Raw genomic sequence first — 25,305 nt, 5'->3', positions numbered from 1 at the left:
TACAACTTTGTCATGTTCACGTCATGCTGAAGACAGGTCAACTTTCTAAACTTATGGCATGTTTTTCTATTTATTAACAGAGTCAGTAATCGTTTATTACGTCACACTTTGTTGCAATCTGTTTGATTTTTAATAACAAGTAAGAAGGTAATTATGAAATTTTTTAAGTATGTCGCACTCATTTTCGTACTAACAATGCCATTTATGGCATCGGCTCATGTCTCAGTAACACACACTCTGCCACAAGATAAAGCAATGTTAATGAGTAGCCCTGAGCAGCTATCGCTCGCGTTTAGCGGAAAAGTAAGATTAGCAAAAATAGTCGTTCAAGATGCACATAAACAACCTATCGACTTCGATTTTAAGCCTACAGCAGCTCCAAGTAGTGATTTTAGTTGGCCACTGCCGCACTTAAAGCAAGGCAATTACACGGTAAAATGGATCGCACTCGGTGGTGATGGCCATAAAATGACAGGGGAATTCACTTTCATGATCCATGGTACAAAGCATAGTAATAAAACAAAAATGCCAGAAAATGGCCACGGTAACCATAATCACTAGCCTTAGGTCATGACAATGCAATTTAGTGAGTGGTCGCTGCTTTTACTGTTAATGAAACTAGCAAACTATACGGCTATAGCAGCACTTGCAGGTACATTACTGATACGTTTTATTAGCCATTTTCACCTTAATGGAAACCAGCATACTGCGTTTTTATATTTCTTGAAGCACTGGCAAATCAAATGCTTAATGGTTGGTTTAATAGCGGCTATTTTGCAAACACCAATAGAGGCAGGTGCCATTGCCGAATCAGGTTTTATGGGAATGTTAGATCGCCCAATGCTCGAGATTGTTTGGTACTCGGTAATTGGCGAGCAAGCGCGTTTAAGGATTGTTAGTTTCTTAGTCGCACTTATGGTTGCCTCCTTGTGGAATGTGAAGGCAGAAAATAACAACGCAGAAAAATTCAACTTTGCTCTTATGCTAATCATAGCGGCTCTTATTGCGTTTAGTTTTTCTATTACTGGTCACAGTGCCAATGAAAATGGCCTAGTAAAAAGTATTTTGACCTTTCATCTTGCGGCTTTAGCCTGTTGGATAGGCGCATTATGGCCATTACTTAAAAGCTGCACCTTGCTTATCAGAACCGACGTTGAAAAAATAATGCATCACTTTGGACAAATGGCCATCATTATTGTGGTTGTATTGTTTGTGTCTGGCTTGGCGCTTTTACAACAGTATCTGCACTCATTTTCTGCATTATTTACTTCAACTTATGGCCAATTAATTTTACTGAAGTTACTGCTTGTCAGCGCCATGCTTTTGCTTGGCGCATGGCATAAACTATTTTTAGTCCCTAATATTAACCGGCAACGGTATTTTGAAACCTTAAAAGGCTCTATCGCTGTTGAAATGGTCATAGCGCTTTTTGTACTTATCACAACAAGTGTTTTTACCACACTTGTTGGCCCTCCTATTTAACTATGAAGTAGAGAAAAAACGCATGCTAAAAAACACATCACAATTAAAAATGATATCACTGCTACTTTTAGGTGCACTCAGCTCGTTTGCTGTTAACGCACACGGTGATGAAGCTCATCCAAACAAAAGCACCTTATTTGTTGGTATCGACAGTGAACCCGCACACACTGTAACCGCGTTTAAAAAAGCACTAAAACAGGGTGATCAAGTCACAGCTCGTAAACTACTCGCTGACAATGTTATTATTTTTGAAGGAGGCGGTATTGAACGCTCAGCAGATGAATACGCAAATCACCATATGCATGCAGATATGGCATTTTTAAAAGCCGTTGAAAGCACATTATTAGAGCATCAGGTATTCACGCAGGGCGATATAGCTTTCTCAATTGCCAGAAGCTCAACCGAAGGCAGCTACAAAGGGAAAGAAATAAAGAGTATTGGAATGGAAACAATAACACTCAAAAATACCGACAATGGATGGAAAATCACTCATATCCACTGGTCTAATTAAGGAGTACAACATGCGAACAACCTACTTTGCTTCATTACTACTATTCGTGTTCAATTTGCCAGTGATGGCAACAACTAGTAATCAACCCTTAACCCATAACAGCAATCAACACACACATGATTCAAATAGTGAACTCACTGTGTATAAAAGTAAAAGTTGTGGCTGTTGCAAAGAGTGGGTCACACACATGAACAAAAATGGCTTTAATACAACAGCCATTGATGTTGTTGATATGGGCACCATAAAAAATAACTATCAGATAAAACCAAATCAGCGCTCATGCCACACGGCGGTGTCAGCCGATGGCTTTATTTTTGAGGGGCATGTTCCCGCTAAATTTGTTAAGCAATTCTTATCAGAGCAACACCCTGAAGGTACGATAGGCTTAAGTGTTCCTGCCATGCCCGTGGGTACGCCAGGGATGGAAATGGGGAACGTATTCCATAAATACAACATTAATTTACTAACAATAGATTCACCCGCTGTAAGTTATCAATATATTGAACAATATGCCGAGCAATTTTAATGAATTAGGCATACGCTATAACTAGGTGATTACAAAAATAGTACCTCACTTCATCATTTTTACGACACTGTAAAATTAATGAAAATAAAGCCCAAAGCAACCATCTCACTAAGCTAAGGGCTTTAATAAAAAGGAACACCGCATGAATAAAGCCGGAACAGAGCAGCAGCTAATCATTGAGGGCGCAGGCTGCGCCAGTTGCGTAGGGAAAATTGAAGCAGCACTGCAAAATACACCTGGCGTGAACAGCGCAGAGATGAATTTTGCAGACCGAACCGTACTCGTCAGTGGGACAGCCAATACCCAAGACCTAGTTAAAGCCATTGAATCTGCTGGATACAATGCCAAACCGTTCAATGACAGTTCGCACACAGACTCCCTTGATGAAAAAGAAGCAGCCGATTGGGCATATTATAAAAAGCTGATGCGCGACACCATTATCGCACTCTCACTGGGTGTGCCTCTTATGATCTATGGTATTGCTATTGGCGAGATGACCGTAGCAACCAATACTGAGCGGCTCGCGTGGTTAATTGTTGGTCTTTTAACGCTTGCGGTTATGTTTTTCTCTGGTAAACATTTTTATATTGGCGCATGGAAAAGCTTTAAAAATCATTCTGCCAATATGGATACCCTCATTGCACTGGGCACTGGTACCGCATGGGTCTACTCAATGCTGGTTGTCTTTATTCCCGATGCTATTCCGCTAATGGCAAGGCATGTATATTTTGAAGCCACCGCCATGATTATTGGCTTAATCAACCTTGGTTTAGCGTTAGAGCTAAAAGCACGAGGAAAAACCTCAGAAGCAATCAAACGCTTAATCGGCTTACAGGCCAAAACCGCCACTGTTGTTAGAGATAACAAAGACGTTCAAATAAATATCGACCAAGTGTTGCTCAATGATATTATCAAAGTCAGACCGGGTGAGAAAATCCCCGTTGATGGTGAAGTAATCGAAGGCCACACCAGCATTGATGAATCAATGCTAACAGGTGAACCCATGCCTGTTGAAAAATCAGAAAAAGACGACGTCACCGCGGGTACGCTCAATAAATCTGGCATGATCCTATTTAAAGCAACACGGGTAGGAAAAGACACCGCGCTTGCACAAATTATTGCGATGGTAAAACGTGCCCAAAACTCAAAACCCCCAATAGGGCGACTAGCCGATGTTATATCTGCGTATTTTGTGCCGGTTGTCATGATTATATCTATCGTCAGTGCACTAGCATGGTTAAATTTTGGCCCTGAGCCCACTCTTGCCTTTGCAATTGTGTCTGCAACAACGGTGCTTATCATCGCGTGTCCGTGTGCGTTAGGACTTGCTACGCCAATGTCGGTTATGGTCGGTGTGGGCAAAGCAGCTGAGGCCGGTGTTCTTATTCGAAATGGTGAAGCACTGCAAACAGCTTCCAAAATTACAGCCATGATTTTAGATAAAACGGGCACCATTACCGAAGGCTCCCCCAAAGTCACTGACGTTATTTTAGCAAATGAGAGTGATGAAAAAACCATATTACAGCTAGCAGCCAGTTTAGAAAGTGGCTCAGAGCACCCTCTTGCGCAAGCAATTGTCGACAGTGCCATGGAGCAAGAAATCGAGCTGCTGAAAATAGACGCCTTTAACGCAATTACTGGCTATGGTGTCGAAGCCACGTGTAATGGTAAGTCGCTGCTATTTGGCAATAGTAAATTAATGAAAATGAAAGAAATTGAACTCTCTGACTTCACAACGAAAGCACAGGCCTTAGCGAAAGAAGCAAAAACGCCAATGTATTTTGCTGTTGATGGTCAGCTAGCCGCAATTATCGCGGTAGCGGACCCGATGAAGTCTGATTCACTTTGTGCAATCAAGCGTCTTCAAGCCAATGGTATCCGCGTTATTATGCTTACTGGCGATAATAAAGAAACCGCCTCGGCGATAGCAAAAAAAGCACAAATTACTGAATTCTTTGCTGACGTTCTACCTGAAGACAAAGCCAATAAAGTGCGCGAACTCCAACAACAAGGCGAAATTGTCGGTATGACAGGCGATGGGATCAATGATGCCCCCGCGCTTGCCCTCGCCGATGTTGGTTTTGCGATTGGAACAGGCACTGATGTTGCCATTGAAAGTGCCGACATCACACTCATGCGAGGCTCTCTTCATGGCTTAGCTGATGCCATTGCAGTGAGCAAAGCCACGTTACGCAATATAAAGCAAAACCTATTTGGTGCATTTATCTATAACGTGGCAGGTATTCCAGTGGCGGCAGGTATTCTGTATCCATTTTTTGGTCTACTGCTGAGCCCTGTTATCGCGGGTGCTGCGATGGCTTTTTCTTCGCTTACCGTGGTGACGAATGCAAACAGGCTTCGTTTATTTAAAGCACAAGATCACTAAGGAGCCACATTATGATAATTATTAACGTTATCGGTATTTCACTCATCGCGCTGATCATTTGGTGGTTTTGGCTGTATAAACCAAACAACGTTGTTGCAACTAGTACCGACGTACTCATTGAGGTAAAAGAAGGGGTTTATTCGCCTGCTTCTCTACAAGTTACAGCTAACCACCCAATAACCTTATCTTTTTTGCGAAAAGATCCGTCACCTTGCTCCGAAACACTGCTCATTCCCTCCTTAGATATAAGTGAACAACTGACCCTAAACAAAGTGACAAAAATACACCTGCAAAATATCCCACCGGGAGAACATGTTTTTCACTGCCAAATGCAAATGTACAAAGGTGTTATCACTGCAGTCGAATGAGATTGTGAGGTGAAAATAAAACAGCTTGGAGAGATTATTATGAGTGATTTAGAACATAGAGTCGGCGTAAAAGAAGCAAACTTAGTCGTTCGCAATCTGCGGCTGTGTAAAGTGACAGATGGAAATTGTGATGCACTCATAGAAGAGATTGATAGACTCTTTGGCATCGATGAAGTGAGCTACAATATTCGTGAAAACGTAATACACTTGGCCTATGACGCAACCCACCTAAACTTAGAAGGGATCGAAACCGTTATTCGCAAACACGGTGCCGATCTTCACAATGGCTGGTGGACACACACAAAAGAAAGTTACTACCAATTTGTCGATCAAAATATAAAAGATAACGTCACTCACAAACCCTGGAGTTGCCATGCAACCCCACCAAATAGGCACAATAAACATAAAGAGTAAGGTTTCCCCATGACAGGAAACCTGTGAATACTTTTACATGTTGTTAAATGAGTAACCGTTACTAATTAAGTAAGCCTTGATCTGGTCTGTCAAATTCGAAAATGGGGTTTAGTCACATCTGACCGTCGCAAATGTGCAAAAAGCGAACCTTCAGTCATAACTCGTTTATGCCCCAAAACGTTTTAGAACATCTCCAGATCTTATCTCAAGTATCTTTTAGTTTGACCTAGCTCTTCTTTTACAGCAAAGTGCTTAATCGTTGTTGAGTAAGGGATATACAATGTCATTAGAAGAAACAAAAGCTCGGTTACTAGCGGCAAATGACACAGCAGAAGAGCTGCTATCTCAGGTTAATGATCTATATGTTGAGGAAACACGGTCTGAAGAGAAGGTCTTGAAAGATGCTTTGACTCAGTTGCACAACGCAGGAGAGATTGATCTTATCAAGCTAGTAAGAGGAGTTGATAAAAGCTTCAGCGGTCATGATTTTTTCAAAATTCTGCATGTCTTTGAAAATGTTCTACCTTCATTAGATGCAAGTATTGAAGATGTCCTCCGTTGCCTGCTACACCTCACGCAACAGGCTGGTAGAGACTTGGCTATTGGTGGAGTCTATAGGGCTTTTCAACATTTCTGTAGCGTTGAAGCACATCGCCCCAGAGATAGTGTTGAATTTATCCTTGCACAAACTGACCTAAGTCAATATGCCCCTTTTCTCTCTAGTTCAATTCTCGCATACGACTCAAATTGTGTGAACGATGCTATCCAAACTGCAGAAAACCTGATCGCGAATAAAAATGAGATGGTGAGAAGCCAAGCCTATTTTATTTTGGGCAGGCTTGATGTGGGTGAAGATCAAGCTAATGTCATTTGGGAGCTACTTAGTGGAAGTGGTGAACGTGAAAGTGGCTGTTGTGCTTCGGTAATACGGGCAACAATTAGCTTTGGTGATGCATTCCCATCTTACTGGCCGCGAATTGAAGAGTTTCTACTCATATTTGTTGAGGATTCTCCTCCAGAGGTTCTCTATGAGATATCAAATATTGTCGCCTTTATGAGAGTTGAATTACCAGAGGGTGTTCTAAGGCTTCTGCTAAAGCAGTTCGCCAATGTTTCCACTGAACACAAAGGCATCATAGACAATATCGATCATATATTGGTCAACTTAGTCGGAAAAGGAGAATTCCCCCAAGCCGTGAAGTTATTGGAATCGATTTTGACTGCTGGCGTGAAGTTCCCCCAACTAGCTTACTTTTCCAGTGAACTACTGAGCAAGCATCAAAAGCTACTTAATCATATTGTCACAAAGTGGTTTTTGTCTGGTGATCCTTCACTTTGCCATAGTATTTCAGATCTACTTCATGACTTTACTGACAAACATGTCGAGTTAAAGGCTGAAATGGCATTGCTGGGTGATAAAGTGAAGCAAATATTTGTTAGCCATAAGGCTGTCGGTTGGCTTTTTACGTGCCCTGTAGTGGCGGCAAGCTTCATTTTATCTATTTACGAAACAGCTTCAAGATCTACTCGTAAAGAGCTTGAGCAGATTTTATATGACCCCTTACTTTTAAGTTATCCAGGGGAGCTCAAGCGATTCTTCCAATCGTGCATTGATATAGGCTTTCAAGAACACCCATATGAGCTGTTACTTGGTAAGCTTCAGGCTTATCATTCTGATATTGATAAAGTTTCTGGACTAAAAGAGTTGATGGCACCCAGAGAAAATATAAGCGCTTATTGGAAAGAGTCCAACAAGAATATGCAGGCAGCCTACGAAAATGCATCAAGGGGATCGATTATCGATTTGATAGCAACGAGGCAGACGCTATTATACGGTAATAGCTCAATTTACTACATACATCAGGGGGATGGAGAGCAAGTGCGACAAGAGATGCAAATGCAGTCTTTTTCCCATTCAACTGAAATGCCAAGGTTAAATGTCTTAGATCCAGAGTCACTAGATTATATTTTACGAGTTTACCGTTGTGAGAGAATGAAAAATGAAGTTAATTCTTAAGCAATACTTAGCCTCGTTGAAAGAGCGCCAGGAATTAGATGCTGTCTTACCCGATTTATTGAGTAGTATGGGAATGAACGTGTTCATTTCACCGACTCGTGGGGTTAAAGAGTACGGTGTTGATATTGCAGCAGTTGGTCAATTGCAAGATGACGAAGAAGAGTCGGTTTATCTATTTTCTGTGAAATCAGGAAACCTGACTCGTGAAACTTGGAGTGGACAATCTAACCAGTCATTGCTTCCTTCGCTACAAGAAATCCTATTCGGATTTATTCCCACACGCATACCTCCTCAACATAGCAGTAAGCCAATTGTTATCTGTTTATGTTTTGGAGGGGATATTAATTCCGGTATTCGTCAAGAAGTCACTGGGTTTGAAAATTATAACTCCCGGGATAAATTAAGATTTGAAGAGTGGAATGGCGATAAGCTTTCAGAGCTTATTCAACAGTACTTGCTGAAAGAGGAGCTGCTGCCTAGCTCCAGCCAAGCTTTATTAAGAAAGTCCTTGGCTTTACTTGAAGAGCCCGAAAGTTCAAGCAACCATTTCTCAGTATTGATTGATGAAGTTTTGTCAAATACCACTGATACCGATTCTATTGCATCGTCCATAACTCGGATTAACGTTTGTTTATGGGTTTTATTTTCATGGTGTCGTGACGGTGATAATTTAGAAGCAGCATATCTTTCATCGGAACGTACATTACTGCTGGCTTGGGATAAAGTTAAAGGTCACTACACAGGAAGGAACAAACTCTCAAAATCATTCGATAGTATTATGGATACGTATCAACAAATTACTGACTGTTATGTCGACCGATGTTTAATTCCATATGTTGGACTTAAATACGCGCTCTCTCATGCGGTTCATTCGCCATGTTCTATCGATGTAAATATTAAGCTGTTTGATGTGCTAGGACGTTTGGCCGTCAAAGGTCATTGGGTTTTAGATTCACTCTCTAAGAGTTATGCTAAAAAACTACCAACAGATGGGGAGACTGAAGAGCAGAAAAGATTACGGCTTCGCCTTAGGGAAGTAACTAGTGCAATTAATCTCTTAGCTATTAATAACCCAATACTGTTGTCCCCGTACAAAGACTCACAGGCAATTGATTTTGGTTTAGCTTTAACTTTGCTTTCAAATAATTCAGAACTTGATGGTTTTGTGCAGAGCTGGCTATCGGCGGTGGTCGATAAGTGTATTTTCGCTTTCGAGTGTGATGGCATGTATCCTACAATGCACAACTCTTACGAAAAGTTGCTTGAGCATAGAAATAAAGATAAGACCAACAGCAACTATAAGAATAAAGTTACTGAGGCTAGCGTCTTATACCCGCTGTTAGCTGTTTTTTGCTCTTTGTATAAACTAGATTCAGTAAACCAAGATTTAGAAAAGTTTGCTAAAGATAATCTTATACATAGCACGTTACAGTATTGGTATCCGAACCAAAATAGTGAACAAGTTATGTATTCTAACTCAAGTACGCATGGTTCAGCATCAACAGACTTTCCAATGAATGGAAGCGCGGCGCTAGAACATATAAAACAAGAGTGTGTCAATGCTGATTCCTTCAAGAATATGTCAGCTGTTACTAAGGGTAAAGCTCCTTTGGTACTAACAGCATGTCGCTGCTACAGATACCCCGTTCCTTTTCATTATATCGAGGATTTTCTCAATACATCGGAGTAAATAGTAAAGTAGTAGGCTTTTGCGCTCTCTTTGCGGAACTGAAATACATGATTAGTAGAGATAGCCATATTTCTACTAATCGGTGTTAAGCAAAACATATAACTCATATGTCCAAAAGTGAGTTATTGTCTCTTGAACGCTCGCTTGAGACTTTTGTACTCTAAAGTTCAGTCACTTACTTTTTAATAGGTCGCATACTGGCAATATACCTTACTGCCTTCATCTTCCTATATTTGATATTACAGTAGCAGTTCAATCCCAGTATAAATAAGAACCAAATTGAGGACACGTTTCCTGCCACTTTTTGGCTTATTTATTATCTATGCATGAAGTGAAAACAAGGTAAAAACATCATTTTCAATAAAAAATATTGAAATGTATTGCTCCCCACCTCTCCACTGTATACCTGAAAGTAGCCCCACAACACTTATCTAAATTAAGGTCATGTTTATTGATAGATGAATTGCACAGCAAGTTATCAGAGTGGCTCATTTATATTACACGCTGATGGCTTTCAGCTATTCAAAATCATGATTGGACTTCACATCTAACAATTCGCCAGTCTTAGCTATCTTAAAGAAGATATTTTTCTCATTTTGTTTGTTTTCTGCTTTGACAACATAATAGCCCTCTTCAACATGGACTATTGAGAGCTTATCGTTTGCTACCTCTTTCCATGAAGCATCGAGTTTACCAACTTCAAACCCATAATCCTTAAAAGTCATTTTCTTGATTGACTTGGCAGTAATATTCATTGCTTTTTGGTCATTAATAAGGTCATGGCCACTGTGCGCCAACGCCCCAAAACTCAATAATGCAATGCAGATTAACGCTGTTGTAATTAATCGATTCATTACTTTTCTCTCCTGGTTCTTACTTTTACCATGTGTTTAATTATGCCGTTTATTATTTTAAGCCAATCACTTCATATTCACCCTTAACAAGGAGCTGTACGGCAATTGGGTTATCTGTTTTATTTTTCCAGTACCAACCGTGTGAACCGGCAAAGGGAGCGGTGAAGCTTCCTTTCATTTCATTACTGGTGGCAATCGTATAGCTTTCAAAATACCCCGTTGTGTCACCTTCTGGTTCACCATGCAAATCAAAATACAATGGCTCACCCTCTGTTAACCATTCATAGGTCATTTTGGCATGTTGGGGCATTGCAAACTTATATTCAACTCCTCTACCTGCAGGAACGATTACTTCAATGATCTGAAATTCATCGCTGCCTTTATTCCCTGTCGGTGATTGACTTGGTTGTGCGTCTGTCTCTGCAGCTATCGCAATGCTGGTTAGGCCAAGCTTATGGCCAATACCCGTTGGGTCAATGTTATATTCGGCCGGAAGAATTAAAGTCACCAGAGCAATGGCCGCAACAACCGTTGACGATACGCTCGCTATAATTAAGGTCTTTAAACTCACTGTGTGTTGCATACTCATCTCTTTTTTTATGTGTTAACTAACGAAATAACCCGTTAATTGAAAACCAACTAACATCACACCAGCACTCATGAGTGCTGTATTTGTTAAGGTCGAAAAACGTTGGAATGATGGAAAATGTCGCCACGCATTTATGGCAATTAAAATAAAGATAAGCGCTGCAAATTGCCCCAATTCAACACCAATATTAAACGCAATTAAGTTAACTAATAAACCATCCTCTGGTAATTGAAACTCTTGTAACTTCGTCGCTAAACCAAAACCATGAAACAAGCCAAAAATCAGCACCGCTGCTTTTGTATTGGGTTGCCAGTTAAAGCAGCGTTTAAACCCACCTAGGTTATCAAACCCTTTGTAAATAACAGAAAAACCGATAATCGCGTCAATTAAGTAAGCATTAACGTTAATATCACCCAGTACACCGAGCAAAAGCGTCGTACTGTGACCAAGAGTGAACATCGTCACATAGAGCAACACATCTTTACTGCGATATAAAAAGAAAGTCACACCGACTAAAAATAATAAATGGTCATAGCCTGTGATCATATGTTTTGCACCAATATACAAAAACGGGACAAATTGTATTCCCTGATTTTGCTCTAAAAATGCACGGGTGTTGTCATCTACACCATGTGCCAACACATCAATACTGACGAGCCCAAGCACTGCAATCAAAAAGAGTAAGCTCATTTTTAATAGCTTATTTTGCATTCCAACTTCCTGTACATCTAATTCTTTCAAGTAATACGCCTTTCAATTTTTATCACATGTTATAAAACGCAGATAAGCCTGCTTGGCCAACTAAACTGTTATCTATACTTAAGTGGTTTAACATTAATTGCAACGTTTGATTTACGTTTTCTCCTTTATAACGTTATCTTCATCATTTGCAGTAATGACTGTTAATTCAACCGACTTAGAAATAATTTCCTTCATCAAACAAAAGTTCAGCACTCCTTAATCGTGCAAAAAAAAGCCGCTTTTGATGGTTCTTCTACACAAAGCCTGCTATTTTTTAATCAGTTAGTATCCAAAAAATATACATCACCACATTTACTGCGAGGAGTGCTCAAAATGTGTGCACGGATTTCACTTATATCTACAACTATTTCAATCGCTTTAGCCTGCTCTTTGCCGTTAGCTTTTTCTGCAAAAGCCGAACAAAAACCTAACAATGCCAAGGTCTACCCATTAAAAGAAGCGTTCTTCGGTGAGCAACATGTCCATACAGGTGTGTCTATGGATGCGTTTATTGCGGGTAATAGACTAACGCCTGATGACGCCTATCGCTTTGCTAAAGGCGAAGAAATGATGGTGAATGGCAGTCTCCACAAAATAAAACGACCACTTGATTTTGTTGCTGTTACAGATCACTCAGAGTTTATGGGAGAAGCCTTTAGCCTAATGAATGAAGGGGCACCTGGTTACGACCACGAAATAGCCGTTGCTTTTCGTGAAGCTCCAGATTTAGAAACGGCATTAAAACTTTATAATAAGTACGTATTAGCCCCATTAGCAGGCGGTGGAGAACCTCACCCTGCATTTTTTCAAGGCCAAGAAGCCATTAAATCTACATGGCAAAAAAATATAGAAGCCACTGAAAAGCATTATCAACCAGGTAAATTCACTACCATACATGCCTACGAGTGGACATCTGCTCCTGGGGGGGCTAACCAACATCGCAATGTTTTCTTTAGAGATAACAATGTCCCTGATATGCCTTTTTCATCAAACGAAGGGGCCGATCCTGAGCAGCTATGGGCATGGATGCAAACACAACGCGACAGTGGCAAAAAAGTGTTCGCAATACCACATAACTCAAATGAATCGAAAGGCTTATTATTTGCTGAAGCAAGTCTTTCAGGCGTACCCGTAAACAAAGAATATGCTGAAAAACGGGCCAGTATGGAGCCACTCATAGAAATGATGCAAGTTAAGGGTAATTCAGAAGTTATACCCAACTTTTGGCCCAATGACGAATTTGCAGACTTTGAAAATGCAGTGTCAATTCAAAAGTTTAATGGTCGTGCGTTCATAAAAGAAAACTATGTGCGTTATGGACTAGGACGCGGCATTAAATATCATGCAGAGCTTGGAGTTAACCCTTTTAAATATGGGTTTGTTGGCGGAACAGACAGCCATAATGGCACACCAAGTAACGTTGAAGAAGACAATTACGCTGTCGGTAGTCACGGCTATGCCGACCAAACAGCCGATGTACGTTCTAAGGCAATGCTTGAAGGCGAAATGCTGATTGCAGACTCCAGTCCTGGCGCGTTGACTGCTGTGTGGGCTAATTCAAATACGCGCAGTGCGATTTGGGATTCAATGCAAGCAAAAGAAACCTTTGCCACCAGCGGCCCACGTATGAAAGTCCGTTTTTTTGCAGGCCAAGGGTTCAATAAAAGTTACAAAAATTACACCGACCTTGTAAAAGATGGTTATGAAAAGGGCGTGCCGATGGGCGGCGACTACAAAGGTAAAAAAGCCCCTGAGTTTTTAGTATGGGCAATCAAAGATCCTATTGGCCCAAACTTAGATCGTATCCAGATTATTAAAGGGTGGTACGAAAACGGTGAGATGAAAGACCACGTTTATGACGTTGTAGCCTCGGGAGATCGCCTAAAAGCAGATGGAAGTGTTACCCCTATTGATGCCCCTATAAATCTTAAAACGGGTGAATTCAATCAAGTAAAAGGGGCTGTTGAACTTATGTCAGTATGGACAGACCCTGACTGGGACCCAAATCAAGAAGCATTTTATTATGTGCGTGTTTTGCAACTGCCAACAGCACGTTGGACGTTATATGACGAAATAAATGCCGGTGTTAAATACCCAGATGATGTAAAACGTCAAATTGTAGAACGCGCATGGGCCTCACCTATTTGGTACGAAGTAGAGTAAGTATAATTAATGATTAAACGTATTTTAAAAGAGCCTATTACTCATTTTCTGGTATTAGGCTCACTCTTATTTGCAGCATGGAATTACCTTGCACCTTCGCAAGAATCAGAAAACAATGAGTATGTAATAGTGGTCGATCAAGCTAAGTTTGATCACCTAAAAACCCTTTGGAAAGCGCAGTGGAAACATGAACCTTCGAATGAGGATATTGCTGCCATTCTTGAGCGACATATTCGCAAAGAGGTATTTTACCGTGAAGCGTTAACCATGGGTCTTGATCAAAGTGATGAAATAATTCGTACGCGACTTGCACAGAAAATGGAAGCAGTTGCCAGCGATCTCAGTAATTTAATGCAGCTCCCTTCTGAGCAACAACTTAAAGAGTTTCATCAAGCTCGCCCAGAACTGTTTACCATTGCGCAATCATTCGCGTTTGAGCAAGTTATATTAACGCCACAAGAGGCTCAAGAGCCAAAACTGAGTGAAATTCGCGCCCAGCTAATAGCAAATCCAAATACACTAAACAGTTTTGAGAATCGCCGTTCAGTGCCTAACAACTGGCCACTCATGCCTGAAAACACCCTCAAGAATGCATTTGGAGGCACCTTTGTTGAGCAACTCGCTAAGCAGCCAACAGAGCAATGGGTTGGGCCCATTGAGTCTGGTTTTGGTTTGCACCTCGTTAAAATTGCCAATAATACCCCCGAACATTTAGCCCCTTTCAGTGATATTAAAGACTATGTTTTAGAGCAGTATAAATACTATGCAGTCATCGAATCACAGCAAAAAATGTTCGAAACGTTGCTTAAAAAGTATCGCGTTCGATTGGAAGCTGACACCATTCCGACGGAAATAGAGCAAGAGTTTGCCGCATTATGAGAATGAAAGTATTTTGTTTTACCTTGCTATTAATATGGGGAAGTTCAGGGTTTGCACATGAAATTCGCCCCGCGTATTTACAAATTAATCAAGTGACTGAACACGAGTATAATTTACTTTGGAAAGTACCCACTAACAATAACTTAGTGCAGAATATACGCCCTGTTTTCGAGCCTCAGTTTTCACTTTCTCCATTACCGAATCACATGGTAATAAATGGATTTGTATTGTTTCAATATCGGTTAACTGCCGATACAGAACTTGCAGGAACAACACTGACAATTGAAAACCTAAACCGCACCACTATCGATACTTTAATCAACATAAAATTGTTGAACGGGAGTCAATATAGTTTATTAATGAAGCCGAATGAAAATACGCTTTCGATTCCAAGCGAAGGCAGTATTTGGCAAATCATCACCTCTTATACAAAACTCGGAATTGAGCATATTTTAGAGGGCTGGGATCACCTGGCATTTGTTGCAGCATTGATGTTAATTGTTAGAGGCTGGGTCACGTTATTTAAAACAATCACCGCGTTTACATTAGCACATTCAATCACGCTCGGTTTAGCAACATTTGGTTATGTATCACTGCCACCTCCTCCCGTTGAGGCACTCATCGCATTGAGTATTTTACTGATTGCAGCTGAATCAATACGTATTAGACACAATCAACACAGCCTAACAACAAAATGGCCTTGGTTAGTCGCATTTATATTTGGTTTATTGCATGGCTTTGGTTTTGCGGGAGCACTAAAAGACATTGGCTTACCACAAGTCGATGTGCCTGCAGCTCTCTTGTTTTTTAACTTAGGGGTTGAGCTTGGCCAATTGTTTTTCATTACCGCTATTTTAGGCACAGTTGCCATTACTAAGCACCTTATTAAAGTGCCAAAACCCGCGGCTACGTTTGCGGCATACGGTATTGGTAGCCTTGCCTGTTTTTGGCTTATTGAGCGTATTGAAGGTATGTTTTTTTAATCGTGTTTAACGTAAGGCATGTTATTTGCCACTCTCTCAGCGAGAATAAATAAAATGCCTTACGTGCACCCATCAATCATTATTCACGGTGGTTAAAACTTTGTGGCTTACCTAATAGATAACTTTTTAGTTGTATAACAATGCAACTAACAGAGCGATATAAAAGTTTAAACAACTCGGTTATAAAGAGTGAGCGTTAAAGTCTAGATCTATTATTTATAAAATTGATTGTTTTGAGCATACAAAGCTTTGCTTCTGATTTAGCTAAGTTGTTGCACACAACACACCCCTTTTCTGGCTTAAATTCATTTTCACTTGTCGATATACATTGCTTATAAAGATTGCTTGCATCTCGTCGCTGAAAACGTCGTTTATTAGCTTGGTTATACATTATAACGTTGTTTGAATTAAGCCCTTTTATTTCACCTTCCCCCTTATAACCTTTAGCATATATTTTGCCTCCAAAAATAAGTCCATAAGCAAATGCTAAAGCGAAGCCTAATATGCATAGTAAAGCTGTAATTTTTATCATTTTTTTGCGCTCCCCCAGTTAGAACTGAAAAATATTAAAGCACAAAAAAACATCATAAACTGTGCAGCTTTGTGTAAATACAGCTTCTGAATTAGGGTCAACCTTACCGCACAAACTATCTGTTCAAACAAATACTAAATCGCGCTCCACCAAGCGTTGTCGCATGTGAAATAATTATTTCCCCCCCATGCAATGTAATAATTTTCTGAGTGATAGCCAGCCCCAGTCCCCAGCCAGCAGCGTTTTTACCTTGCGACTGGGTATAAGGCAAAAACAAACTATCTATCTTTTGCTCTGTAACACCTGCACCATCATCATCGATATGAATATAAAGTAATGAAGGTGTTTGTTCGAATAGTATATTCACTTCATTTTTTGCGTACTTACAGGCATTATCAATCAAGTTTTTCAACGCTCGTGTGAAAAGCTTCTCATCAACACATGCTTCAACTTTTTGCACATGATTGAAATCAACCGTAATCTTCTTCGCGGTAAAGCTTTGAAAGTAACTTGCCAGTTTTTCAGCAATGAAAGAAATATCATGCACTTTTGTTACGATATGCGGTTGTTCATGATCTAAGTATGAAAATGAAAGATATTCTTCAACCAAAGACTCCATCTCATCTAGATCTAACTCTATTTCAGAAACCATTTTTTTTGGATCGCTATTTGCGAGTGTTTCGATTGCAAAACGGATCCTTGAAATGGGAGTTCGTACCTCATGAGATACGGTATCAGCTAACTCCTTTTGTAACGCCATTAAACGTGCTAATTGATTAACCATATTAAAAAATGCATGATTCACCGGTTTAAAAAAGCGCCCTTTGTAAGTGGGTAAAGAGTTTATATCACCTGTTTGTGTAAAAACCTCTGCGGCACCTTTTAACTTATTCATTTCTTTAAACAAAGGATAGAAGCCTGCAAGTATTAATATCCCCATCAAAATATAAAAGCCGATAGTGTAGCTAGAGTTTATAAATTTAGGTTGAATAGAATAAGGACCAAGCCGCAATATAAAGGGTGTTGAGGGTAAGTCACTGTAATAGTAATGACCATGATCACCAGTCATTGCTATGACTTCTCCTGCACGAAGTTGAGATAATATCGAGGGGGTTAGGGCTAATTCGTCTGAAGACATAACCCTCGCATTCGCAAGCTGCATGCCTTGTTTACATGTGTGCTCTTTACATAAAGCTTGCATCATACTATTCACTTCAGTATGAGGGACTTGAACTGGCGAATAACGTTGATACCAATAGTCTGCATATAATATAAAGCTAAACACCAATGCAATTACCACGACCGCATAGCGGCTATAATAACTAAGCATCAACCTTCTCAACAGCGAGCATGTAACCTTGTCCCCAAAGTGTGTTTATCTTGCATCCTAAATCTACTTTAGAGTTAATCTTCTTTCTCAAGCGACTGATTCTGCCATCTATCTTTCTATCTAACCCATCGTGCGGTTTTCCAGTAAGGTTGATGTAGAGATAATCTCGCGATAAGGCTTTGTTTTTATTCAATGCTAATAACCATAAAACATCGAACTCATAACGAGATAAACGCACAGTCTCATCAATTAACACAACGCGACGTGTCGCTTTATTTAGAATGAGTTTGCCAAGATGCATATCTTCTTGCGACTTATCGACACGTGGTATATGACTGCGTTGTAAGGCAGCATTAATTCGGGCTAACAGTAATTCTGGTTTAATTGGTTTGATGATGTAGTCATCCGCCCCTAGCTCAAAACCACGCAATTGATGTTCATCTTTGCTCAATGCAGATAAAAAGATAAAAGGTCCATCATAATTTATACGAACCTGTTCTAGCAACTTAAATCCAGTAGTACCTGGCAACATAATGTCGCATACGACTACATCAATATTGAGTAATTGCGCCTCTAAATCCATATGCTCCGTACGGCTAAAATGCGTCACTAAAAGGCCATTTGTTTGTAGGTAGCTAATGATAAAAGACGCAAGCCGCAAATCATCTTCTATAAGGAGTACATGGGCATTTTTATACTTCATTTAAAATACACTCCAAACGCGTCGGTTAACGATTCTCACGTCTTTATTAAGCCTTTGAAGTTCAATATGACGCGTTTCTTTCATATTCGGAAAGTCTGTCGGGATTAAATTATATTGCCTACTCTGCGCTAAACTTATTTGCCGTACTTCGGAATACGAGAGCTGGGTACTGCACACCAACATTGTGTCTCTTTCAGACAAACACACTTCTGTGGGGTAATTTAACTGCCAACTAAACACAAACGATGATTTGCAGTTAGTGTCTTTTTCTGTCAGGCAAGTAGCAGGTCTAATGACAAACGTTTTTATAGGAGGTGTATTTTCTGCACTGACTTTAAAGCTGATAATCAGAACTATAAACAGTAGGCCTCTAGCTAAAAAAATATCAGGTTTAATCATTTAAACCTCCACTTAACACCTAAAAAATAGGATCTTACCGCTACATCATGAACAATTGGACTATGTCGTATCTCTGCTCCCAAATATTCATATCGAAAAGCTGCCACTAACCATGCTTGAGCTGATAATGGATAGGCTAATTGTAGTTGGCTATGAACATTTATGCTGCTTTTAGGTGCGTAACCTACTTGTTCTGTATCCGTAGATTCTATCCCATAATAGTAGTCGACAAGTTCTGATGACTTAAAGGTTGCACCCATCTCAAACTCTAACGCCAATTGCTGCCACTGATAATTAGTTTTAGCAAGCGCATGCAATTCCTCACCATTGTGACCCACAGAAACATCTTTCAACAACGCGACTCTTAGCTCAATCGGACCATAATATCGCCATGCAAATCCCGCATTATAGGTAAGCTTTGTCTGTTCCTGTTCAACCAAAATAGCGTTACTATCTTTTTTTTCATCATCAGAATCGCTCACATCAGTCTCTGGATCAGGGTGTGCAGAAATAGTAAGAGGTGGAGAGAGTGCAGCCGCTAATGAGCGGTATTTTGGAGAAAAATACAAGCCGTCCATATTCAGCATAGATACCAAACCAAAGGCATAACGCGGTGTCTCTTTCAGATTCCAACCTACAGTCGTATTTTCGATATACAGATAGTCTCCGTAGTAACGTATATCAGGTAACACCAATAAATGAATATCATCATCCGTTATTATCGGTGAACTAATTTCTCCATAGCCTATAGCTGCACTCAGCTGCCAGCTATTTACCGGAACTGTCTCAACCCTAAAACTATCATCAGCATGAATAGGCAAACCCACTATGAAAAAAAACACAATGAATATCACCAGAATGCTTTGTTTAAACTTCATCATATGCTACTTCATCACTTTGTCATCGAAGCAATAATTAAGTACTAATTATACCTATTGCTGCGTTTTTTTAAAAATAACCTAACATTATTAACAACACTGTCATTATGACAATCAGCAGATTGACAATATAATTTATTCAAAACAATACAATTAAAAGGTATAACAATCCAAAATAGCACGATATAACTTTGTCTTTTTGTACAAAATTACACACCTCCCCCTCAATGACTTAAATAACAAGCTATTCATTGTTTTTTGAAAAAAAATTACACAAACTTGGACAATTATCTTTTAACAAATATGCATTAATAGCCCTCGTTGAATTTACCTAAAATTTACATTTTGATTTGGGTACACATAAAACTAGGAGCTAAAAAATGAATAATAAAAGCAAGATAGCTATATCAGTAGCAGCTGCTTTGTGTACTGCGACCTTAGCGGCAAGTACCATAGCGCAGACATCTTCACAAACAACAAAACAAATTCCTGACTTTTTAAAAGAGGTTAAAATCACGCCAGAAATGGTTGAAAGTAGTAAAGCGAGAGAAAAAAAACGTAATCGTTTTACAGGTGAAGTTGAGATTTCATCACCTGCAGCTAATGTCAATATTCATCGTGCACTCCCCAGCAAAGTTCCATTTACATGGGATCCCGCTATTCAAGGTGAACATACCTTTATCGTTGAATTCATGGATCAGCCAATCAGTACTTATGATGGTCGAGTACCAGGGCTTAAAGCAACGAACCTGCGCTCTATGCCAAAAGTGCCGGTTACACTTGCAAACCCAAATGCGTATAAAATAAATACAAGTGATCCACAAGTCATTGAGTACAACAACTACTTAGCACAAAAACAACATACCCAACTTGCACAAATTTCTCAGGTTATTGGTCAGACAGTAAAACCTAAACATACCTATAAGTTCGCACTTAATGGCGCATCTATGGTTATGACTCAAGCACAAGCGCAACGTGTTGCAGCCCTTGATGGAGTTCGCAGTGTTAAAGCGTCTAAAAATTATCAACTAATGACGGATGTCGGCCCTAAACACATTAAGGCAGATAAAGTATGGCCACTTGCTAATAATAAAACGCTAAGCACTAAAGGCGAAGGTGTGATCATGGGGATCATCGATACGGGTGTAAATACCGATCACCCTTCCTTTGCGTCAGTAGCAGGTGATGGCTATGTACATACTAACCCGCGCGGTCGTGTTTATGGCGACTGTGAAGTCGAAGAATTTGCATCGTTATGTAACGATAAACTGATTGGTGTTCGCTCTTATGATGTGATTACCGATACTTATTGGTCATCAGCTTACCAACCAGAATATGAGTGGTATGAAACACCTGAACACCCAGTTCGCCCTGAAAACGGTGAAGACTATCAGGGACATGGTTCACATACTGCATCGACTGCGGCTGGTAATGAATTATTCAATGTGCCGTACCATATTTCTGAATTTGCAGAAACATCAGATGGTATCCCAACAGATTTAATTTTTGGCCATATTTCGGGGGTTGCGCCTCGCGCAAATATCATTTCATATCAAACCTGTTTTGCCAATGACGGCTCATTTGGCACTGAAAGCTCGCCAACAGCACAGTGGCAAGGCTGTCCAGCTGAAGCATTAATCGCTGCGCTAGAAGATGCAATCCAAGATGGTGTTGATGTAATTAACTTTTCAATTGGTGGCGGTGAAAGCTCACCGTGGGAAGATCCTGTCGAAATGGCCTTTTTATCTGCGCGTGAAGCAGGTATTTCTGCGGCATTGGCAGCAGGTAACAGTGGCTGGGAAGTAATTGACCATGTATCACCATGGGTAACAACGGTTGCAGCAACGACGCATGGTCGTGAAATTGCCTATAGCGAAAAACGCCTTGAAGCTATGAGTGGTGGCGATACAACACCACCTACAGATATTGTTGGCAAAGGCTTTACTGAAGCATTCACAGGCAATTTAGTGTTAGCCAGTATGTTTGGTGATGAAAACTGTAACAGCCCATTCCCTGAAGGAACATTCACTGACGATCAAATTGTGGTTTGTAAACGAGGTACTATTGCTCGAGTAGAAAAAGCCGTTAATGTTAAAGCTGGTGGAGCTGGCGCAATGGTTCTATACAACGGCGACTACACAGAAGACAGTGTTATGCCAACCGACCCTTACGTAATTCCAAGTATTTTAATTGACTCGAATGCAGGCTACTCACTGGTGAATTGGCTAGCAAGTGGCAATGGCCACATGGCAACCATTTCAGCGTCATCAATGGACGTAAGTGAAGGAACAGCTGACTTTGTGGCTGACTTCTCATCACGCGGGCCAAGTCGCACAACACCGGGTTCAATGGTCCCTAATGTCGGGGCACCTGGTGTTAACGTATTTGCCGCATTTGCTGATGATAAGCCATTTACAACGTCACCATTCACTTCTGATTACTCTCTGCTGTCTGGTACTTCAATGGCTGCGCCTCATGTCGCAGGCTCAATGGCACTCTTAACCCAATTACACCCGGATTGGACTCCAGCTGAAATTCAATCAGCATTAATGACAACAGCGCATGGTGGCACATCAACTATCAACTATTGGGGTGAAACAGGTCCAGCAGGTATTGATGACTTTGGTAGCGGTATTATTGACGTTGAAAAAGCCGCGAGAGTAGGCCTAGTTATGGATGAAACGGCTGAGAACTATCGTGCTGCAAACCCTAATAATGGTGGCGATATTTCAGCATTAAATGATGCTTACTTATTCAATATGAATTGTGAGTTCAACTGCACTTGGGTTCGAACATTTAGGGCAACTGAAGATGGTACATGGTCTATCGATATGATGGAGAACGATGCCAATGGTCTTGAATTACTCGACTTAAAAGCTCATCCAGCACACTTCACTCTGAAAAAAGGCGAAGTACGCAGCGTCATGTTTACAGCGTCAGTTAAAGATATTTCTAATCCAATAAATTCAACTAAAGATGCTTTGTTTGAAGGTATGGTTACTATCACGCCTGATAACTCACAGATGCCGATACAAAAACTACCTATGCGTTTACAATTTGGTGGTGATGGTCTACCAAATAATCTAAATACAGTCATGCATCGCCAAACAGGCAGTGTCGTAACACCGGCTTTATATACAAAAGAAGTCGGAGATATTCGCATAAATGGTTTAACAAAAGGTGAAGCTCGCTACCATTCTTTAGTTCCACATACTGACAATGGTATTTTAGACCCAATAGCAGTAGAAAACTCTGAAGGTATTGAGGTCATTCCATTTACAGTTCCTGAAGGTACCAAACGAGTTATTTTTGAAATAAGTGAGGTTGTAGACCGCACCATCTTTACTGAAGTTGCAATGGATATTGGTAAAGACATCAATGGTGATGGAAAAGTGCAATGGTTAGACGAAGCTATCTGCTATTCATTCACTTATGATTATAATTATTGTGCGATTGATAACCCTGAGCCAGGCCAATACTGGGCGATGGTAGGTAACTATACTTTGTATGATCCAAACAATCCGCGTGGTTTAGATAAACCAGTTGAAATGGTAACAAACCTAGCCATTATACCTGAGGAGAACAATCAATCAGTTAACGTCAATATCGAAGGAGAAGCCAACGGTATCGACGGTTACCGTCTAAACATGAACTGGCAGCTAGACGATGCTAAAGAACACGACGTGTACTTTGCAACACTTGAAATGGGCCGTGATGCTAGCAATCCAGGTGATGTAGGTGTTATGGGCCTGCGTTTTGAAAGACAAGGTGCTGATTTTAATGTGAGCGCAAGCCAAGATAAAGTTAAGACAGGTGATGTTGTTGACTTTTATATCGAAGCCCAGCCAAATATGACTCTCAGCGATCGTAATTTCACACTCACTGCAACTTTGCCTTCGGGAATGAACCTATCAAAAGAAAGTATTGATGTAGAAGGCATGTATGCTGAGATGACAAAAATTGATGGCAATACCATTACCATCAGTGGCATTCAGCCTTCTGAAGCGCTTACACCACGTCAATATATTTGGTCAACAAGTGAAGACAATGCGATGTGTCGGATGCCATACGACGATGGGGATAGCAAAAAGAATTGGTTTGACCTAAGCTATTACTTCTATAACCCAACAGCGATTGAAGGTAACGTTTGGAATGACTTCTATGTTGAGTATTGGCAGCTAGGCTTAGAAGGTATGTCGTTCTATGGTAACGAATATAACGATGTATTTACGATTAACCCAGCAGGTTTTGTATCGCCATCGGGTAGTTTCTATCAAAACTACACACACACCCCTATGGAATTCCTACAGTTCCCGACAACGATGGTTGCACCGCTATGGAATGCTGCCGCTTCAATCACACCAGGTATCGACTTTATGACAGGTAAAGTTAATGGTCTGTTTGTAGCAAATACCATTAATAACGAACTCATTGTGCAGTGGAATGGCGCATACGCTTTCGATTTTTGGACATGGACCAGCGGCTCTTATAGCACTCAAATGATTATGAAATCACAACCTGATTTTGATGAAGGGCAACATGAGATTTTATTTGGCTATGATCGCATTGACGAATCATTACAGGGTAATGGCACCATTGGAACTCGAGGTTATCATGGCTTCTTAAACCCATTTGGACCTAATGAAGGCTATATCGCACAAACACTTGCTTACAACAATGTCGATGACACTGTTGCGCCAAATGTTCTCGTGTGTGGTGATTACTCGGGCCCTGAACGCTCTACTATAAAGCTTAATTTCAAAGCACTTGTTAATAATAGCGCATCAGGTCAGGACCAAACTATCTCTGTATCAAGTGCATATGATAATTCTGAGACAGTCACTGAAACCTTAGTGCTTGCTGGCAATGGCAATATCAAGATTGGGCAATTTAATGATGCAACAATCGACGAAAACACAGCACTAGAAGGTTTAGAGGTTATTTTCTCTGCAACAAATAGCACCGAAAAAGTGATTTCGGTAACCGGTGAACATGTCACAGCAAATATTGATGGCAATACCTCTGGGGCTTTAGTCGACATCATACCTGAACAAAATTGGTATGGTGACACCTTAGTGACCGTTTCGGTTGCAGATGCAACAAATAGCAACGACGTGGCTAGCGCTTCATTTATGCTTACAGTTACCTCTGATGGCTTAAACAATATTCAGTTAAAGCCAATGCAAAATATGACAATGACAGACAACATGAGCTTTGATATTAATGTTGAATACACTGACATGCAAAACGATGCCAATATCATTACCGTTGCAGGTGATCACATCAGCGCACGTATTGATAATCATGAATCAGGTGCCAAAGTTACTATTACACCTGAGCAAGGTTGGGCGGGCGAAACTGAAATCACCATAATGGTATCAGACAGTGCAAACCCTGAAGATTTTGCCACGACTAGCTTCATGTTAAACATCGCTGAACCTGCTAAGTCAAAACCAGAGCTTGAGCCTGAAACGAAGAAAAATTCTTCAGGTTCATTAGCTTGGTTACTACTAGGATTACCTTTTGTGTTCAGACGCAAAAAGTAAGTGAAGGAAGTTGACATTCCACACCAAAGCCGAACTAAGTTCGGCTTTTTTCATATCTCATCACCTAGCTTTATAAATACCCTAACCAATAATATTAGATCAACCCAGGGACCAAAACCTAACACTTATCTGAGACTTTATTTTCTTTCAATGAGCTACTCGCTTTACTGAAATGAAAAACTGTTTTTATTTACGTTGGAATTAGCAAAATACACATTGTGTAGTGGTCAACTAATTTTGGCCACAGTTTTAGAATCTTGATATCTAACCTCAGATTCATTCGGCGCTAAACCAGCATTATAATGATGTGGTCT

The 25,305-nt window shown here is 40.4% G+C and carries 21 protein-coding genes; 13 read left to right on the top strand and 8 right to left on the bottom strand.

Annotated features, from left to right (window positions below):
* The first annotated feature begins 153 nt into the window (after positions 1-153).
* The 9 genes from ACSSVW_RS00105 (at position 154) to ACSSVW_RS00065 (ending at position 9,394) form a co-directional block, all read left to right on the top strand.
* Positions 154-561, top strand: a complete 408-nt coding sequence (locus ACSSVW_RS00105; protein ID WP_454178576.1) for a copper resistance CopC family protein — start codon at positions 154-156, stop codon at positions 559-561.
* A 15-nt stretch (positions 562-576) separates the two neighbouring features.
* Positions 577-1,482: a copper resistance D family protein gene (locus tag ACSSVW_RS00100; RefSeq protein WP_454178575.1), complete on the top strand. Its 906-nt coding sequence runs from the start codon at positions 577-579 to the stop codon at positions 1,480-1,482.
* A 22-nt stretch (positions 1,483-1,504) separates the two neighbouring features.
* On the top strand, positions 1,505-1,993 hold the full coding sequence (locus ACSSVW_RS00095) for a YybH family protein (protein WP_074988538.1): 489 nt from the start codon (positions 1,505-1,507) through the stop codon (positions 1,991-1,993).
* Between the two features lie 10 nt (positions 1,994-2,003).
* On the top strand, positions 2,004-2,519 hold the full coding sequence (locus ACSSVW_RS00090) for a DUF411 domain-containing protein (protein ID WP_454178574.1): 516 nt from the start codon (positions 2,004-2,006) through the stop codon (positions 2,517-2,519).
* Between the two features lie 142 nt (positions 2,520-2,661).
* Entirely contained in the window at positions 2,662-4,905 is a 2,244-nt protein-coding gene (locus tag ACSSVW_RS00085; protein WP_454178573.1) for a heavy metal translocating P-type ATPase, read from the top strand.
* Positions 4,906-4,916: 11 nt separating this feature from the next.
* Positions 4,917-5,273, top strand: coding sequence for a cupredoxin domain-containing protein (locus ACSSVW_RS00080; RefSeq protein ID WP_454178572.1), 357 nt, complete (start codon positions 4,917-4,919; stop codon positions 5,271-5,273).
* 39 nt (positions 5,274-5,312) lie between these two features.
* On the top strand, positions 5,313-5,687 hold the full coding sequence (locus tag ACSSVW_RS00075) for a cation transporter (protein WP_454178571.1): 375 nt from the start codon (positions 5,313-5,315) through the stop codon (positions 5,685-5,687).
* Between the two features lie 280 nt (positions 5,688-5,967).
* The gene (locus ACSSVW_RS00070; RefSeq protein WP_454178570.1) at positions 5,968-7,704 is read left to right on the top strand and encodes a hypothetical protein; all 1,737 of its coding nucleotides are present in this window, start codon (positions 5,968-5,970) and stop codon (positions 7,702-7,704) included.
* A complete protein-coding gene (locus ACSSVW_RS00065; protein ID WP_454178569.1) occupies positions 7,688-9,394 on the top strand; it encodes a hypothetical protein in 1,707 nt (568 codons plus the stop codon). The genes ACSSVW_RS00070 and ACSSVW_RS00065 overlap by 17 nt, the downstream gene beginning before the upstream one ends.
* Positions 9,395-9,912: 518 nt before the next feature.
* Here ACSSVW_RS00065 and ACSSVW_RS00060 read toward each other — a convergent pair.
* From ACSSVW_RS00060 to ACSSVW_RS00050, 3 genes are read right to left on the bottom strand one after another with little or no spacing between them, the layout of a single operon-like run.
* The gene (locus ACSSVW_RS00060) at positions 9,913-10,248 is read right to left on the bottom strand and encodes a DUF6488 family protein (RefSeq protein WP_454178568.1); all 336 of its coding nucleotides are present in this window, start codon (positions 10,246-10,248) and stop codon (positions 9,913-9,915) included.
* A 52-nt stretch (positions 10,249-10,300) separates the two neighbouring features.
* The gene (locus ACSSVW_RS00055; protein ID WP_454178567.1) at positions 10,301-10,831 is read right to left on the bottom strand and encodes a hypothetical protein; all 531 of its coding nucleotides are present in this window, start codon (positions 10,829-10,831) and stop codon (positions 10,301-10,303) included.
* A gap of 21 nt (positions 10,832-10,852) precedes the next feature.
* On the bottom strand, positions 10,853-11,548 hold the full coding sequence (locus ACSSVW_RS00050) for a HupE/UreJ family protein (protein WP_454178566.1): 696 nt from the start codon (positions 11,546-11,548) through the stop codon (positions 10,853-10,855).
* Between the two features lie 363 nt (positions 11,549-11,911).
* Here ACSSVW_RS00050 and ACSSVW_RS00045 point away from each other — a divergent pair, with 363 nt between their 5' ends.
* From ACSSVW_RS00045 to ACSSVW_RS00035, 3 genes are read left to right on the top strand one after another with little or no spacing between them, the layout of a single operon-like run.
* Positions 11,912-13,741 (top strand): DUF3604 domain-containing protein, encoded by a 1,830-nt coding sequence (locus tag ACSSVW_RS00045; protein WP_036972394.1) that lies wholly within the window; start codon positions 11,912-11,914, stop codon positions 13,739-13,741.
* 9 nt (positions 13,742-13,750) lie between these two features.
* Positions 13,751-14,620: a peptidylprolyl isomerase gene (locus ACSSVW_RS00040; RefSeq protein WP_454178565.1), complete on the top strand. Its 870-nt coding sequence runs from the start codon at positions 13,751-13,753 to the stop codon at positions 14,618-14,620.
* Positions 14,617-15,603, top strand: a complete 987-nt coding sequence (locus ACSSVW_RS00035; RefSeq protein WP_454178564.1) for a HupE/UreJ family protein — start codon at positions 14,617-14,619, stop codon at positions 15,601-15,603. The genes ACSSVW_RS00040 and ACSSVW_RS00035 overlap by 4 nt, the downstream gene beginning before the upstream one ends.
* Before the next feature lie 196 nt (positions 15,604-15,799).
* Here ACSSVW_RS00035 and ACSSVW_RS00030 read toward each other — a convergent pair whose 3' ends face one another.
* The 5 genes from ACSSVW_RS00030 to ACSSVW_RS00010 form a co-directional block, all read right to left on the bottom strand.
* Positions 15,800-16,135: a hypothetical protein gene (locus ACSSVW_RS00030; RefSeq protein ID WP_421420042.1), complete on the bottom strand. Its 336-nt coding sequence runs from the start codon at positions 16,133-16,135 to the stop codon at positions 15,800-15,802.
* A gap of 115 nt (positions 16,136-16,250) precedes the next feature.
* A complete protein-coding gene (locus ACSSVW_RS00025; RefSeq protein WP_454178563.1) occupies positions 16,251-17,465 on the bottom strand; it encodes a sensor histidine kinase in 1,215 nt (404 codons plus the stop codon).
* A complete protein-coding gene (locus ACSSVW_RS00020) occupies positions 17,458-18,168 on the bottom strand; it encodes a response regulator transcription factor (RefSeq protein ID WP_421420039.1) in 711 nt (236 codons plus the stop codon). The genes ACSSVW_RS00025 and ACSSVW_RS00020 overlap by 8 nt, the downstream gene beginning before the upstream one ends.
* Entirely contained in the window at positions 18,169-18,567 is a 399-nt protein-coding gene (locus tag ACSSVW_RS00015) for a DUF3019 domain-containing protein (RefSeq protein ID WP_421420037.1), read from the bottom strand.
* On the bottom strand, positions 18,564-19,448 hold the full coding sequence (locus ACSSVW_RS00010; protein WP_421420036.1) for a MipA/OmpV family protein: 885 nt from the start codon (positions 19,446-19,448) through the stop codon (positions 18,564-18,566). Before ACSSVW_RS00010 ends, ACSSVW_RS00015 begins: the two co-directional genes overlap by 4 nt.
* Positions 19,449-19,825: 377 nt before the next feature.
* Between ACSSVW_RS00010 and ACSSVW_RS00005 the strand changes: the two genes are divergently transcribed.
* Positions 19,826-24,991: a S8 family serine peptidase gene (locus tag ACSSVW_RS00005; protein ID WP_454178562.1), complete on the top strand. Its 5,166-nt coding sequence runs from the start codon at positions 19,826-19,828 to the stop codon at positions 24,989-24,991.
* Positions 24,992-25,305 lie beyond the last annotated feature (314 nt).

The organism is Pseudoalteromonas sp. MBR-15 (genome assembly GCF_053628915.1).
This window is presented reverse-complemented; position numbering and strand designations above follow the sequence as displayed.

Excerpts from the sequence above, each read along its gene's own strand:
- ACSSVW_RS00105 (WP_454178576.1), top strand. The coding sequence starts at position 154 with ATGAAATTTTTTAAGTATGTCGCACTCATTTTCGTACTAACAATGCCA.
- ACSSVW_RS00100 (WP_454178575.1), top strand. The coding sequence starts at position 577 with ATGCAATTTAGTGAGTGGTCGCTGCTTTTACTGTTAATGAAACTAGCA.
- ACSSVW_RS00095 (WP_074988538.1), top strand. The coding sequence starts at position 1,505 with ATGCTAAAAAACACATCACAATTAAAAATGATATCACTGCTACTTTTA.
- ACSSVW_RS00090 (WP_454178574.1), top strand. The coding sequence starts at position 2,004 with ATGCGAACAACCTACTTTGCTTCATTACTACTATTCGTGTTCAATTTG.
- ACSSVW_RS00085 (WP_454178573.1), top strand. The coding sequence starts at position 2,662 with ATGAATAAAGCCGGAACAGAGCAGCAGCTAATCATTGAGGGCGCAGGC.
- ACSSVW_RS00080 (WP_454178572.1), top strand. The coding sequence starts at position 4,917 with ATGATAATTATTAACGTTATCGGTATTTCACTCATCGCGCTGATCATT.
- ACSSVW_RS00075 (WP_454178571.1), top strand. The coding sequence starts at position 5,313 with ATGAGTGATTTAGAACATAGAGTCGGCGTAAAAGAAGCAAACTTAGTC.
- ACSSVW_RS00070 (WP_454178570.1), top strand. The coding sequence starts at position 5,968 with ATGTCATTAGAAGAAACAAAAGCTCGGTTACTAGCGGCAAATGACACA.
- ACSSVW_RS00065 (WP_454178569.1), top strand. The coding sequence starts at position 7,688 with ATGAAGTTAATTCTTAAGCAATACTTAGCCTCGTTGAAAGAGCGCCAG.
- ACSSVW_RS00060 (WP_454178568.1), bottom strand. The coding sequence starts at position 10,248 with ATGAATCGATTAATTACAACAGCGTTAATCTGCATTGCATTATTGAGT.
- ACSSVW_RS00055 (WP_454178567.1), bottom strand. The coding sequence starts at position 10,831 with ATGCAACACACAGTGAGTTTAAAGACCTTAATTATAGCGAGCGTATCG.
- ACSSVW_RS00050 (WP_454178566.1), bottom strand. The coding sequence starts at position 11,548 with ATGCAAAATAAGCTATTAAAAATGAGCTTACTCTTTTTGATTGCAGTG.
- ACSSVW_RS00045 (WP_036972394.1), top strand. The coding sequence starts at position 11,912 with ATGTGTGCACGGATTTCACTTATATCTACAACTATTTCAATCGCTTTA.
- ACSSVW_RS00040 (WP_454178565.1), top strand. The coding sequence starts at position 13,751 with ATGATTAAACGTATTTTAAAAGAGCCTATTACTCATTTTCTGGTATTA.
- ACSSVW_RS00035 (WP_454178564.1), top strand. The coding sequence starts at position 14,617 with ATGAGAATGAAAGTATTTTGTTTTACCTTGCTATTAATATGGGGAAGT.
- ACSSVW_RS00030 (WP_421420042.1), bottom strand. The coding sequence starts at position 16,135 with ATGATAAAAATTACAGCTTTACTATGCATATTAGGCTTCGCTTTAGCA.
- ACSSVW_RS00025 (WP_454178563.1), bottom strand. The coding sequence starts at position 17,465 with ATGCTTAGTTATTATAGCCGCTATGCGGTCGTGGTAATTGCATTGGTG.
- ACSSVW_RS00020 (WP_421420039.1), bottom strand. The coding sequence starts at position 18,168 with ATGAAGTATAAAAATGCCCATGTACTCCTTATAGAAGATGATTTGCGG.
- ACSSVW_RS00015 (WP_421420037.1), bottom strand. The coding sequence starts at position 18,567 with ATGATTAAACCTGATATTTTTTTAGCTAGAGGCCTACTGTTTATAGTT.
- ACSSVW_RS00010 (WP_421420036.1), bottom strand. The coding sequence starts at position 19,448 with ATGATGAAGTTTAAACAAAGCATTCTGGTGATATTCATTGTGTTTTTT.
- ACSSVW_RS00005 (WP_454178562.1), top strand. The coding sequence starts at position 19,826 with ATGAATAATAAAAGCAAGATAGCTATATCAGTAGCAGCTGCTTTGTGT.